This window comes from Paracoccus ravus, from assembly GCF_004522175.1.
Taxonomy (GTDB): Bacteria; Pseudomonadota; Alphaproteobacteria; order Rhodobacterales; family Rhodobacteraceae; genus Paracoccus; species Paracoccus ravus.
Genome location: NZ_SDEB01000001.1, coordinates 119,229 through 132,095 on the forward strand (window position 1 = coordinate 119,229; position 12,867 = coordinate 132,095).

Annotated in this window: 12 protein-coding genes; 11 read left to right on the forward strand and 1 reads right to left on the reverse strand. The window is 65.5% G+C overall.

Annotation, left to right across the window (positions count from 1 at the left end; translation table 11 throughout):
* The first annotated feature begins 83 nt into the window (after positions 1-83).
* The 6 genes from ESZ60_RS00640 to ESZ60_RS00665 all read left to right on the forward strand — a co-directional run bounded on the left by ESZ60_RS00640 (position 84) and on the right by ESZ60_RS00665 (position 5,858).
* Positions 84-1,727 (forward strand): alpha/beta hydrolase, encoded by a 1,644-nt coding sequence (locus ESZ60_RS00640; protein ID WP_134678472.1) that lies wholly within the window; start codon positions 84-86, stop codon positions 1,725-1,727.
* The gene (locus ESZ60_RS00645) at positions 1,706-2,590 is read left to right on the forward strand and encodes an alpha/beta hydrolase family protein (RefSeq protein WP_134678473.1); all 885 of its coding nucleotides are present in this window, start codon (positions 1,706-1,708) and stop codon (positions 2,588-2,590) included. The genes ESZ60_RS00640 and ESZ60_RS00645 overlap by 22 nt, the downstream gene beginning before the upstream one ends.
* Positions 2,591-2,619: 29 nt before the next feature.
* Entirely contained in the window at positions 2,620-3,513 is an 894-nt protein-coding gene (gene fmt / locus ESZ60_RS00650; protein WP_134678474.1) for a methionyl-tRNA formyltransferase, read from the forward strand.
* A 79-nt stretch (positions 3,514-3,592) separates the two neighbouring features.
* Positions 3,593-4,138, forward strand: a complete 546-nt coding sequence (locus ESZ60_RS00655; RefSeq protein ID WP_134678475.1) for an HdeD family acid-resistance protein — start codon at positions 3,593-3,595, stop codon at positions 4,136-4,138.
* A 220-nt stretch (positions 4,139-4,358) separates the two neighbouring features.
* Entirely contained in the window at positions 4,359-5,075 is a 717-nt protein-coding gene (locus ESZ60_RS00660; protein WP_167620024.1) for a sulfotransferase family 2 domain-containing protein, read from the forward strand.
* Positions 5,076-5,216: 141 nt separating this feature from the next.
* Positions 5,217-5,858: a sulfotransferase gene (locus tag ESZ60_RS00665; protein ID WP_134678477.1), complete on the forward strand. Its 642-nt coding sequence runs from the start codon at positions 5,217-5,219 to the stop codon at positions 5,856-5,858.
* 19 nt (positions 5,859-5,877) lie between these two features.
* Here the strand turns inward: ESZ60_RS00665 and hrpB are convergent, their stop codons facing one another.
* Positions 5,878-8,289, reverse strand: a complete 2,412-nt coding sequence (gene hrpB, locus ESZ60_RS00670) for an ATP-dependent helicase HrpB (protein ID WP_134678478.1) — start codon at positions 8,287-8,289, stop codon at positions 5,878-5,880.
* Positions 8,290-8,417: 128 nt separating this feature from the next.
* Between hrpB and ESZ60_RS00675 the strand changes: the two genes are divergently transcribed.
* The 5 genes from ESZ60_RS00675 to ESZ60_RS00695 all read left to right on the forward strand — a co-directional run bounded on the left by ESZ60_RS00675 (position 8,418) and on the right by ESZ60_RS00695 (position 12,866).
* Complete coding sequence (locus ESZ60_RS00675; RefSeq protein ID WP_134678479.1) at positions 8,418-9,239, forward strand: calcium-binding protein; 822 nt, start codon at positions 8,418-8,420, stop codon at positions 9,237-9,239.
* 62 nt (positions 9,240-9,301) lie between these two features.
* Positions 9,302-10,669: a YcjX family GTP-binding protein gene (locus tag ESZ60_RS00680; protein WP_134678480.1), complete on the forward strand. Its 1,368-nt coding sequence runs from the start codon at positions 9,302-9,304 to the stop codon at positions 10,667-10,669.
* Positions 10,670-10,678: 9 nt separating this feature from the next.
* A complete protein-coding gene (locus tag ESZ60_RS00685; RefSeq protein WP_134678481.1) occupies positions 10,679-11,827 on the forward strand; it encodes a YcjF family protein in 1,149 nt (382 codons plus the stop codon).
* Between the two features lie 146 nt (positions 11,828-11,973).
* Complete coding sequence (arfB, locus tag ESZ60_RS00690; protein ID WP_134678482.1) at positions 11,974-12,405, forward strand: alternative ribosome rescue aminoacyl-tRNA hydrolase ArfB; 432 nt, start codon at positions 11,974-11,976, stop codon at positions 12,403-12,405.
* On the forward strand, positions 12,402-12,866 hold the full coding sequence (locus tag ESZ60_RS00695; RefSeq protein ID WP_134678483.1) for an NUDIX hydrolase: 465 nt from the start codon (positions 12,402-12,404) through the stop codon (positions 12,864-12,866). The genes arfB and ESZ60_RS00695 overlap by 4 nt, the downstream gene beginning before the upstream one ends.
* Position 12,867 lies beyond the last annotated feature (1 nt).

A 12,867-nucleotide genomic window follows, 5' to 3' on the forward strand; every position in this document is an offset into this window, starting at 1 on the left:
TTCGCCCGGGTCGCGTCTAACCTCGGCCGTGATCCGCCCTTTCCCGTGCCGACCCAATCCGCTCGAAGAGTTTGCCGGCCTGCATGTTCTCGATCCTACCTCTGCTCGCCGGCCTGTTGATGGCTGCGGCCTCGCTCACCCCCTCATTGATCCCGCGCGACTGGATCATGCAGGGCGTACTGGCCGGACTGTCGATGGCAGTCGGCTATCTGGTCACGGTCTTTCTGCTGGCCCTGTGGCGTGCGCTCCAGATCCCCCTGATGCCGCGGCGGATCGCCACCGTGGTCCACGCCGTTCTGGCCATCCCGGTTCTGGCCACGCTGGTGCGCTGCGTGGCGCTGAGCGACGATTGGCAGAACAGCATCCGCGAGCGCATGGAAATGCCCCTGCTCGAGGCGACCAGCACCACCAAGACGATCCTGCTTGCGGCGGTGGTCTTTCTGGGCCTCTTCGTCCTGGGACGCGGCATGCAGGGCCTTTTCAACCTGCTCAGGAACCGGCTCGCGCGCTATATCCCGGCCGCCAGCGCCAATGTTCTTGGCCTGCTTCTGGCCGCGCTGATCGTCGTCACCGTGACCCGCGACGGCGTGGTGAACTGGGCCTTGCGCGTGGCGGATCGATCCTATGCCGCCGCCCAGCATCTGACTGATCCGAATACGCCTCCACCGGACGAGCCATGGCGTGCGGGCAGCACGGCCTCGCTGATCGACTGGGATTTGATGGGCAAGCCCGGGCGCGACTTCGTCCGCAACGGACCCAGCGCCGCGGCGATTTCGGCCTTTACCGGCGCGCCGGCGAAAGAGCCGCTGCGCATCTATGTCGGCCTTGCGCAGGACAAGCGCCCCGAAATCCGGGCCCAGATCGCACTGGACGAGATGATCCGGGTGGGTGCCTTCGATCGCAAGGTGCTGGTCGTGGCCAGCCCGACCGGAACCGGCTGGATGGACGAGGCGAGCTATGACGCGTTGGAATACATGCATGGCGGCGACGTCGCGACGGTCGGGGTGCAATATTCCTATCTGCAAAGCCCGCTTGCCCTGATCTTTGAAACCGATGCCGGGCTGGTCCAGTCGAATGCCACGATGCAGGCGATCTATGACCATTGGCGGAAACTGCCCGAGACGCAGCGTCCGCGGCTCTATCTGCACGGGATCTCGCTGGGAGCCTGGTCCTCGATGTATGCGATGAACCCGTTCCAGATGATGAACCAGCCGGTTTCGGGCGCCTTCTGGGTCGGGCCGCCCTTCCCCTCCGAGCTTTGGCGTCAGGCCAATGGCGCGCGCCAGCCCAGCAGCCCGTATATCCTGCCCGAGGTCGATGAGGGCGAAGTGATCCGCTATGCCAGCCAATTCGCCGCACCCGATCGTTCCGGCGCGGCCTGGGGACGTCTGCGCATCCTGTTCCTGCAACATGCCAGCGACCCGATCGTGTTCTACAATCCGGCCTCGCTCTGGCGCGCGCCGGTCTGGATGCATGAGCCTCCTGCCCCCGATGTCTCGCCCCGGCTCAGCTTCACACCCATCGTGACCCAGCTGCAATTGGCGGTGGACATGCTGGTCTCGACCTCGACGCCGTCGGGCTATGGGCATATCTATGACGCCGAGGAATATATCGACGGCTGGATCGCCGTGAGCGCGCCCGAGGGCTGGAGCCCCGAGCATACCGCGCGGCTCAAGGCGAAATGCGGCAAGGATGGGCGTGTTGGATGCGACAACAGGGGCGGATGATGGGCGCAGGCATCGGGGCGGCGATCATTCTGGCCATTCTGGGGCTGAACACCGCACGCAATGCGGCGGGCTGGCAGCCGATCACGCATAGCCCCGCGGAACGTCAGGCAATACTCGCGCCTGCTTGGCGCATGATCACTCCGGAAACGCCCGGCCCGCATAAAGCCGCGATCCTGCTTTCGGGCTGCGACGGGATTCGGGACAATATGGATCATTGGGCCCAGGTCATGCTGAAGCAGGACCGCGCGGTCATGATCCTTGACAGCCACAGCCCGCGCAAACTGGACGTGGCGCAATCATGGCGGGCGGTCTGCGCCGGACAGATCCTGCCCGGAGCCGAGCGTGCGGGCGATCTTGCCGTCGCCCTGACGGCGCTGGCCCGGATGCCGGGGATCGACCCGACCGGGACGGCAATCCTCGGGGCGTCGCATGGCGGCTGGACCGCGATGGAATTGCTGACCGAATTGAATGACAGCGAGCCACCGCCCGGGCTTTCCGCCTGGCCCGCCAAGCCTCACCTGCTTTCCGCCATGATCGGCCCTGTCGTGCTGCTTTACCCCTATTGCGGGCTGATCAGCCGCGGCGATCAGGGACGCTGGCCCGAAAGAGCCGAAGGGCTGATGATTCTGGCCCAGAATGACAGCATCACCGATCCCGAAGCCTGTCACGACATGGCGGACCGCATCGCAGGCAAGGGGGCGGATCTGAACGTCGTCACGTTCCGGGACATGGATCACGGCTTTGACCAGCGCGATCGCTCGTCCCTCTCGCCGCTTGAGTTCAACCGCGCCGCAAGGGACAAGGCCACCGCCCTCGTCACCGATTTCCTCGAGGGTTCCGGATCCGGCCCGCCGGGGCTATGAGTGGCCGGAACTTTGGAAAGGGCCAGTCCATGCGCGTCATCTTCATGGGAACTCCGGATTTCTCGGTGCCGGCTCTGCGGGCGATCGCCGCACGGCACGAGGTCGTCGCGGTCTATTCCCAGCCGCCACGCGCCGCCGGGCGCGGCCAGAAGCCCCGCCTATCGCCCGTCCATCGTGCCGCAGAAGAGCTTGGCCTTCCGGTCCGCACCCCCGCCCGCCTGAAATCCGCCGAGGAACAGGCCGATTTCGCCGCGCTCGAGGCCGATGTCGCGGTGGTCGTGGCCTATGGGCTGATCCTGCCGCAACCCGTGCTGGACGCGCCACGACTGGGCTGCCTCAATATCCATGCCTCGCTTTTGCCGCGCTGGCGTGGCGCGGCACCGATCCATCGCGCCATCATGTCGGGCGATGCCGAAACCGGCGTCGCCATCATGCAGATGGAAGCGGGCCTCGACACCGGCCCCGTTCTGGCGGAAATCGCCACGCCGATCGGCCCCGAGGACACCACTGCGGACCTGCATGACCGCCTTTCCGACATGGGTGCGGCGCTGATCGTCGAGACGCTCGACCGCCTGCCCCTGCCCGCCACGCCCCAGCCGGCCGAGGGCGTGACCTATGCCGCCAAGATCGACAAGGCCGAGGCGAGGATCGACTGGACCCGGCCCGCCGCCGAGATCGACCGCCAAATCCGCGCCTTGTCGCCCTTTCCCGGCGCGTGGTGCATGGTCGGGGATGAACGGGTCAAGCTTCTCCGCTCGCGTCTGTCCGAGGCGGGCGGTGCGGCGGGTCAGGTGCTTGCGGGTTTTACCATCGCCTGCGGCACGGGCGCGATCGAGGTGATCGAAGCGCAGCGCGAGGGAAAACGCCCGATGCCCGCCACCGAAATTCTGCGCGGGCTGACCCTGCCCGAGCATCTGGGCTGAACCCCCACCGGACAGAAAAAAGCTGAAAAGCGCGCCGCCGTGCTATCCTTTGGCAAGAATAGCGGGGGCGAGGCGCAGAATGGACGAGCTGATCCGTGTCATGGCGGCGAATTGGTGGCTGCTCCTGCTGCGCGGCATCGCGGCAATCGTTTTCGGCATCGTCGCGCTAATCTGGCCGGGGCTGACGGTCTATGCCTTGCTGATGGTCTTTGGGGCCTTTGCGATCTTTGACGGCGTCATTGCCCTGATGACGGCCTTTCAGCGCCGTCCGCGCGACGATCGCTGGTGGGCATGGGCGGTTGAAGGGATTCTGTCCATGATGATCGGCCTCCTGGCCCTGTTCTGGACCGAGGAAACCGCCTTGGCCTTTATCATCTGGATGGCAATCTGGGGCGTCATCGCCGGCGTGTTCCGCATTCTCGCCGCGATCCGCCTGCGCGACGAGATCGCGGGCGAATGGGCGCTTGGCTTCAGCGGCCTGCTTCTGCTGATCTGGGGCATCCTGATGGCGATGTTGCCGACAGCCGGGCTGCTCAGCCTAGCCTGGCTGATCGGCATCTTCGCCGCTCTGACCGGCACCGCGCTGGTCATCCTGTCCCTGCGCCTGCGCAGGGCGGTACGATAAGACCGTTTTGCATCAGGCCAGTTGCCTATCCCCGCCCCGCCAGCTAGGCATATGCGGGTTCGGGCGTCTCGTCACCCTCATCCAAAGCCGTCAATATGTTTCGATAAGTGTTTTTATATTGCTTTTTCATTGGCGGCAGAAGCGCGACCCATTCGCTGCCTGTCATTTTGATCCGCGGAGTTGACCCAGCTTGATTTCCCACCATCACAAGACGATCTTCGTGCATATCCCAAAATGCGGCGGCCAGAGCATCGAAACACTCTTCCTGGAAGACCTGGGTCTGGATTGGAATTCGCGCGCGCCCCTCTTGCTCAGGAGCAACAAGAACCCCAAGCTTGGACCGCCGCGGCTCGCGCATCTTCTCGCCGAGGAATATCTGCGATTCAGATATGTCTCGGAAGATCAGTTCGCCGATTATTTCAAGTTTTCCTACATTCGCGACCCTTACGCGCGCGTCATCTCGCTCTTCAATTACCTCAAGTTGAAGATGAGCCTGCAGCGCTTTGTCATGGAATGGCTTCCGCAACAGTTCGCCTTGGCCGGGGAATACGGCACATATCCGCATGAGTTTTCGGGCCGCTATCATTTCGTGCGCCCGCAATCGGATTACATCTTCGACGCCAATGGCAAGCTTGTGATCGACAAGTATTACAAGCTTGAAGAAATCAAGACCAACCACAAGGATATTCTCGCCCTGCTGCGAAGCGAGGCCCAGTTGAAGCACGTGAACTCATCGGCCGATAAGACGGCCAGCGTCACGGATCTTGACGAAGAGATGCGCGGCCTCATTGCCGAACTTTACGACATCGACTTCAAGCGGCTTCCCTACGACAAGCATGGCGCAGCCAAGGCCCAAAAGCGGAGCGATCTCGTCACAGCCGAATCCGATACCCCTCGAATCGATATGGTAGAGGAACTGGCCCTCGAAACCGCCTAGACTCAGGGCGCGTCAAAGCCGTGTCGACCCTCGGCCCATTGAAATGCTTGACGAGTGAGCAGCGGCCAATCACCTTGAGCCGATCGGCCCCGATGCGATTTCGAACGGTTGCCCTAGCGGCATGTTTCAGAGGAACTGGTGATGCGGCCCAAGGTCTTTGTAATCGGCTTCAACAAATGCGGCACGTCCAGCCTTGGCTACATGTTCCGCAAGTCCGGGATGCGGGTCGCGGACAATACCTACAAGATCGGCAGCGCCAGCCGGAACATCGCCAAGAAGATGCAGGGAAATGTCGAGAACGGCAGGCCGGTGCTGGATGGCATTGATATGTTCGACGCCTATTCGGACATGGAACTCAGCCGCTTTCATATCCATATCGAAGGCATCTATTTCTTCCAGAAGTTCGACGCCGAATATCCCGGATCGAAATTCATTCTGAATGTGCGCGACAAGGACAATTGGATACGCTCGCGGTCCAATCACGGAAACGGTCGCTATATGCAGAAATATGTGGCCAGTCGCGGACTGGACTCGGCCGAGGCGGCGCAGGCCGAATGGTCGAGCGCATGGGACAGCCATATCGAAAACGTCCAGACGCATTTCGCCAGCGCACCATCCAAGCTTCTGGTCTTTGACATTGAAACGGACGCTCCGGACCGGGTGGCGGAGTTTCTGCCCGAATACGCCATCGACGTGAAGTTCTGGGAAAAGCGGAACGCCAATTATGGCTGGAGCGAAGAGGCGAAGCGGGCCGCCTCGGGACAGATACAAGGCATGGCGTGAGCCTGCGGCCTGGGCGAAGTCAACTGCCCCTGGGCTTTGCCCGCATCGTGGGATCGGCCTCCAGGGGATTTTCGGGCCAGGGATGACGCGGATAGCGTCCACGCATGTCCTTTCGCACATCGGCGTAGCCCCCACGCCAGAATCCCGGCAGGTCGGTCGTCACGGCAATGGGCTTGCCGCCCGGCGACAGCATCGAGATGCGCAGCGCCCGTCCGCCGACGGCGGGATGTTTTGCGAGGCCGAACAGTTCCTGTAGTTTCAACTCGATCGAGGGGGTCTCATGGTCATAGTCGATCGGAACCTTGCGGCCCAAAGGCGTGACGAAATGCGCAGGTGCCTCGCGGTCGAGCCGCTGCTGCCCGTCCCATCCGATCTTCGCCCTCAGCGGCTCGGTCAGATCCAGTCCCTTCAGGTCCGAGCTTGTCCGGGCCTTTCGCAACCAAGGAAGCAGCCATTCGGGATCGGCCAGTAGGCTCTGGTCATCGACCGCGCCCAGCCCCGGGACCAGCGCGATACGGGCGCGCAGCCGCGCGGCCGAGGCCGTCCAGTTCAGGCCCATGGCGCGCAGCCCCTCGAACGCGGCGCGGGCCATCATATCCGGGTCGGGATCGTCCAGGGCACGGTCGGCCAGAACCAGACGGCCCAGCCGCTCTTGCCGGCGCGCCAGAATCCGGCCCTCACGCCGCGACCATTCGACGATCTGGGTCGTCTCGATCCGGTCCGCAAACAGGGCGCGGATCTCATCCTCGGCCACGGGGACGGCCATGCGGATGCGTGCTTCCCGCATATCGCCATCGAGATCCGTCGCGACGATGAGACGGGCATTCGCCAGAGGGTCCCCCTCGGACAGGAACGCGCCCTTTCCCCCCGAAAGGACAAAGCGGGGCTCGACACCCTTGCGGCGCAGCCCGATCCGGTCCGGATAGGCCAGAGCCGCCATTGCACCCGGGCTTCCACCCTGGCCTGCCGGGGCCATGCGGCGCAGGCGCTTCACCTCGTCCCGGATACGGTGCAGGCTCGCGGCATTGACCGGCCAGGGATGGCGCGCCTCATAGGCTTTGAGGTCGCGGATCGCCGTCAGGCGCGGGCTCATATCGGCAGGCGCGCCACTCAACGGATCACGCTCGCCCATCAGGGCGGCAAGTTCGGCAGCATCGCGACCCGCGACAACCAGCATATGCGCAAGGCGCGGATGCAGCGGAAGCGCGACCAGGGCGCGGCCATGGGCGGTGATGCCGCGCCCGCCATCATCCAGCGCGCCCAGATCGCGTAGCAATGCGCGCGCCTCGGCCAGAGCCCCCTCGGGCGGCGGGGTCAGAAAGGCCAGATCGGCCCCGTCCGATCCCCAGTTCGCCAGTTCCAGTGCCAGCCCGGCCAGGTCCGCGACGGCGATTTCGGGCGGGGCAAATCCGGGCAAGGCCCCCTCTTCTGCCCGCGCCCACATGCGATAGCAGATGCCCGGCGCGACGCGGCCCGCGCGGCCACGGCGCTGTTCGGCCTCGGCGCGGCTGACCTTTTCCGTGACAAGGCGCGACATGCCGCTGCCCGGATCAAAGCGCGCCCGGCGCGCGCGCCCTGCATCCACAACCACCGTGACGCCGGGGATGGTCAGCGAAGTCTCGGCGATCGAGGTGGCCAGCACGATGCGCCGCCGCGCGCCCGGCGGCTGCATCGCGGCGCGCTGCGCCTTGAAATCCATCGCGCCGAAAAGCGGCATGATCTCGGCACTGCAGGACAGGGCCGCGGCGACGCGGCGGATCTCGCTTTCGCCGGGAAGAAAGGCGAGGATCGTGCCGCCGGTTTCACGCGTCGCGGCTTCGGCCTCGGTGATGAGGCGCGCAGCCTCGGGAACCAGCCTTGCACCCACGAGAAGCGGGCGCTCCAGCCAACGCGTCTCGACCGGGAAGGCACGGCCCTCCGAGCAGATGATGGGCGCATTTTCAAGCAAGGCCGCGACCGGCGCGGCATCGAGCGTCGCGGACATGACGAGAATCGCAAGATCGGGCCGCAGCGCCTGTCGCGCCTCCCATGTCAGCGCAAGGCCCAGATCGGCATTCAGGCTGCGTTCGTGAAATTCGTCGAAAATGACGCAGCCCACGCCCGAAAGCTCGGGGTCGGACTGGATCATGCGGGTCAGGATGCCTTCGGTCACGACCTCGATGCGGCGGCCCGCGACGGCCTCGCCCCGGATGCGATAGCCGACGGTCTGGCCGAGCGGCTCGCCCAGCGTCTCGGCCATGCGCTCGGCGGCGGCGCGGGCAGCGAGGCGGCGGGGTTCGAGCATGACGATCTTGCCGGTGATCGCAGACAGCAGAGCCAGCGGCACGCGCGTCGTCTTTCCCGCCCCCGGCGGTGCCATCAGCACGGCGCGGCCCTCACGGGTGATCGCGGCGACAAGTTCGGGCAGGACGGCATCGATGGGCAGGGTCATGGCCCGCTTATGGCAAAATCGCCACGAGGCCGGAAGAGCATGGCAGGCGCGTTGACATTTCCGTGAGGCGCTGCGCCGATGGCCGCATCTGCCAAAAATCTCGAAGCTCGGGGTCACTGATGGACAACATGCTACTTCTCCTGCTCGTGCCACTGGGCATTCTTGCCCTCTCGCAGGCCTTTGACAGCGACGACAGCCACGACGATGACGAAGAACTCGCCGATCCAGACCCCGAAACGGATACCGGCGAGGAGCCGGAGGAGCCGGAGGAGCCGGAGGAGCCGGATGAGCCGGACACCGTCACGCTCACGGGGACCGATGCCAATGACCGCCTGTCGAACGACTACTTCGATCCGACCACCGCCTATGACATTCGCGGCGGGGCGGGCGATGACACGATCCGGGGCAACGACGCCATCGGCGATTGGGCCTCGACCGCGCAGGACGGCTATAGATGGCATGTCGGTGAAACCAATGACACGCTGGACGGCGGCGAGGGCGACGACCTGATCGAATTCGACCTCGCCGACACTGTCACCGGAGGCGCGGGTGCCGATCACTTCGAGGGCTTCGCCGATCAGGGTCAGGTCTCGGTCGTGACCGATTTCACCCAAGGCGAGGACTGGCTGCGCGTCAATGTCCCGCCGAGCGAAGCCGACGAGACCGCAGGCGACTTCGCGAAGGTTTCCACCGCCGAGCTCAATGGGGACACCATCATCCGTCTGGACGGGCAGGAGGTACTGCGCATCAAAGGTGCGACTGGGCTGAAGATCGGCTTCCAGACCGACCGCTGGCTTGAGTCCAATGATCCAGACTTGGAGGTCCAGCATAAGGACGGCGATGGAGAGCCTCCCCTTGAATTCACGATCTTCACCGACCTCGCCGGGAACGCCGTCTCGGCCGATGCGCTGGACGTGGTCATCAACAACTATCTGAGCCTGAACACCTGAGACCTACACATCCGCCCTCCCGCTGCCTATCTTGAGCCTCACGAAACCGGACCGGGGACAGGATGGGCATTGCGGACGATCTGATGCAGGGGCTGGGCATCTCGGACCCCGTCATCCGGCTGGGCGTGACCGGCCTGTCGCGGGCGGGCAAGACCGTCTTTATCACCTCGCTGGTGGCGAACCTGCTGGACCGGGGCCGGATGGCGGCCCTGCGGGCGGCAGCCGACGGATCGCTGAAATCGGCATGGTTGCAGCCGCAGCCCGACGATACCGTGCCGCGCTTTGACTACGAGCGTCATCTGGCGGCGATGACCGGCCCCGACCCGCATTGGCCCGAAGGCACGCGCCATGTCAGCCAGCTGCGCCTGTCGCTCAGGACCCAGCCGCGCGGGCTGCTCGCGGGCTGGCGCGGCGAGCAGGTCGTGCATCTGGACATCGTCGATTATCCTGGCGAGTGGCTTCTGGACCTGCGGCTGATGGACAAGGATTTCGAGACCTGGTCCGGAGAGGTCTTCGAGCGCATGCAGGGCCGCCCGGGCGAGTCGGATTTCCGCGCCGCCCTCGCCGCCGTCGACCCGACCCGCTTCGATGAGACCGCCGCGCAGGGGCTTGCCGCCGCCTATACCGCGCATCTGCACGAGGCCCGCGAGGCCGGCTGGTCGGATTGCACGCCGGGCCGCTTCCTGATGCCCGGCGAACTCGAGGGTTCTCCGGCGTTGACCTTCACCCCGCTGCCGCCGGAATTTCGCGACACGGCCCTGTGGCGGGAATTCTCGCGCCGCTTCGGCGCGTATAAATCGCGGGTGGTGAAGCCGTTCTTCCGCGACCATTTCGCCCGGATCGACCGGCAGGTGGTGCTGATGGACGTGCTGGGCGCAATCCATGCCGGGCCGCAGGCGGTCGAGGACATGCGCCGCGCCATGGCCGATATCCTGACCGCCTTCCGTCCCGGCCGGGCGGGATGGCTCGCGCAGCTTCTGGGCACGCGGCGGGTCGGGCGCATCCTCTTTGCCGCGACCAAGGCCGATCACCTGCACCATATCCAGCATCCCCGTCTGACCGCGGTCACCGGCGCCATGCTGCGCGAGGCGCGCGACCGGGCCGATTTCTCGGGCGCGCGGACCGAGGCCATGTCCATCGCCAGCCTGCGCAGCACGACCGAGGAAACCATTCGCCAGGATGGCGAAGATCTGCCCGCGGTGCGCGGAACCTTGATGGATGGTCGCCGGGCGGCCTTTTATCCCGGCGATCTTCCCGCCAACCCGGCCGAGCTTCTGGCCCATGCCCGTCAGGGGGGCGAGCACTGGCTCGACGGCGATTACGCGATCATGGATTTCGCCCCCGCGCCCAACACGATGCGTCCGGGCGAGGGACCGCCGCATATCCGGCTGGACCGGGCGGCGGAATTCCTGTTCGGCGACCAGATCTGAGGAGTGACGATGGCAGAGCCTCCGAAACGCCGCGGGCCCGTCCTGATCCAGATGGACGAAGTCTCTTCCCCGAACCCGCCACCGCCCGCAGGCCAGCCCAGCGGCCCCGAGCCGGTCACCCGGATCGAAGCGCCTGCCGGTGCCGATCAGCGCTCGCGCCGCCCCCCTCGCACCGCCCCGCGCGAGGGCGAGGCGCAGCCCTCGCCGGCCGATGCGCCGATGATCGATGACGGGCTGGGCTCGGCGCTGCCGCAGCCGCGCACGATGCAGCTTGTCACGCGCCTTGTCGGTTCCGGGCCGTCTCGGCTGACGCGTTTCTTCATCAATACCGGCGTCGCGCTTTTCACCTTTCTGCTGTCGGTCGCCGCCTTGCGCTACCTGTCGGACCTGCTCCATGCCTATCCGATGCTCGGCTGGATCGGCGTTGGCCTGATGACCCTGTTCTGCATCGCGGCGCTGGGGATGGCCTGGCGGGAATATCGCGCCTGGTCGCGTTTTGCGGCGATCGACGGCATCAACCGCGAGGCCGGGCGGGCCATGGCCTCGGGCGACGTGCAGGCGGCCCAGCATGTCGTGGGACGGCTGGAGCAGCTTTACCGCAGCCGCGACGAGTTGGACTGGGGCCGCAAGCGGCTGGCCGAGCACCGCGCCGAGGCCTATGACGCAACCAGCCTGATCGCCACGGCCGAGACCGAACTGCTTGCGCCGCTGGACCAGCAGGCCCGCCGCGAGATCGAGGCCGCGGCCCGCACCGTGGCTGCCGCGACCGCGCTGATCCCGCTGGCACTGGCCGATGTGATCGCGGCGCTGGCGGCCAATCTGCGGATGATCAGGCGCATGGCCGAGATTTATGGCGGCCGCGCCGGCGCTGTGGGTGGCTGGCGGCTGGCCCGGACGGTGATGACCCATCTGGTCGCGACCGGAGCGGTGGCGGCGGGGGACGACCTGATCCATACCGTCGCGGGCGGCGGAATCCTGGCCCGGGTCTCGAAGCGCTTTGGCGAAGGCGTGGTGAATGGCGCGCTGACCGCGCGGGTGGGCATCGCCGCGATGGAGGTCTGCCGTCCCCTGCCCTTCATCCAGCAACCCCGGCCCAAGGTCGGAAACCTGATCGCGCGCGGGCTGAAGGGGCTTTTCGGCGAGGATGAGAAAAGCTGAACGCGCGGCGCAATGCGTCCTCCTTGACCCGGCGCGCGGTCGCTTGGTCCGTGAAGCGCATGGCCATATGGTCGCAGGCACGGATTTGACGCGACGATGGGAGCGCGTGCTCTTTTCATCGCGGCGGATTGCGACATATTCCCTGCATGTTGCACATCGACGATGATTTGACGATTCAGGAATGGGAACTGTCCGAACAGTTCACCCGCTCACAGGGGCCGGGCGGTCAGAACGTGAACAAGGTCGAAACTGCGGTCGAGCTTCGTTTTGAGGCAGAACGTTCGCCCAATCTTTCGGCGGCGGTGAAATCGAGGCTGCGGCGTCTTGCAGGGCGGCGCTGGACGCAGGATGGTGCTATCCTGATCCGGGCCGAGGAAACCCGAAGTCAGGCCCGTAACCGCGAAATCGCGCGAGAACGACTGGTCGAACTGATCCGGCAGGCGCTGATCGTTCCGCGCAGGCGTATCGCGACAAGGCCGACTCTGGGCAGTCAGAAAAGGAGGCTCGCGGGCAAAACACAAAGAGGGACGGTCAAGTCCCTGCGCGGCAAGGTCCGCGACAATGAGGGAAACGAATGACGAGCAGTCTGCGCGAGAGACTGGGACGGATTTTTCGGAACACGCCGCCGGACATGCAGGTCGCGGCGCTGTGCCGGAATGCCCGCGATGGCAAGATCCTTCTGGTGACCAGCCGGGGCACCGGACGCTGGATCGTGCCCAAGGGCTGGCCGATGCCGGGCAAGTCGCTGGCCGATGCCGCCGCGCAGGAAGCATGGGAAGAGGCCGGAGTCCGTGGTCGTGTCGCCCAGACCCCGATCGGCACCTATAGCTACGAAAAGCAGCAGGATCGGGGTTTCGCCATCCCGGTCGATGTCCGCCTGTTCCTGCTGGAGGTCGACGAGCTTTCCGATGACTTCCCCGAGGCCGAGCAGCGCAAGAGGCGATGGTACACGCCCGAGCGCGCCGCCGAAATGGTCGCCGAAAAGGGGCTGAGGAAATTCCTGCGCTCGATGCCCTCCGGTCCGGGGCCGCAGGTCTGAC

What these genes read in the sequence shown, in the direction of transcription:
- ESZ60_RS00640 (WP_134678472.1), top strand. Translation starts at nt 84, where the DNA reads ATGTTCTCGATCCTACCTCTGCTCGCCGGCCTGTTGATGGCTGCGGCC.
- ESZ60_RS00645 (WP_134678473.1), top strand. Translation starts at nt 1,706, where the DNA reads ATGCGACAACAGGGGCGGATGATGGGCGCAGGCATCGGGGCGGCGATC.
- fmt (WP_134678474.1), top strand. Translation starts at nt 2,620, where the DNA reads ATGCGCGTCATCTTCATGGGAACTCCGGATTTCTCGGTGCCGGCTCTG.
- ESZ60_RS00655 (WP_134678475.1), top strand. Translation starts at nt 3,593, where the DNA reads ATGGACGAGCTGATCCGTGTCATGGCGGCGAATTGGTGGCTGCTCCTG.
- ESZ60_RS00665 (WP_134678477.1), top strand. Translation starts at nt 5,217, where the DNA reads ATGCGGCCCAAGGTCTTTGTAATCGGCTTCAACAAATGCGGCACGTCC.
- hrpB (WP_134678478.1), bottom strand. Translation starts at nt 8,289, where the DNA reads ATGACCCTGCCCATCGATGCCGTCCTGCCCGAACTTGTCGCCGCGATC.
- ESZ60_RS00675 (WP_134678479.1), top strand. Translation starts at nt 8,418, where the DNA reads ATGCTACTTCTCCTGCTCGTGCCACTGGGCATTCTTGCCCTCTCGCAG.
- ESZ60_RS00680 (WP_134678480.1), top strand. Translation starts at nt 9,302, where the DNA reads ATGGGCATTGCGGACGATCTGATGCAGGGGCTGGGCATCTCGGACCCC.
- ESZ60_RS00685 (WP_134678481.1), top strand. Translation starts at nt 10,679, where the DNA reads ATGGCAGAGCCTCCGAAACGCCGCGGGCCCGTCCTGATCCAGATGGAC.
- arfB (WP_134678482.1), top strand. Translation starts at nt 11,974, where the DNA reads ATGTTGCACATCGACGATGATTTGACGATTCAGGAATGGGAACTGTCC.
- ESZ60_RS00695 (WP_134678483.1), top strand. Translation starts at nt 12,402, where the DNA reads ATGACGAGCAGTCTGCGCGAGAGACTGGGACGGATTTTTCGGAACACG.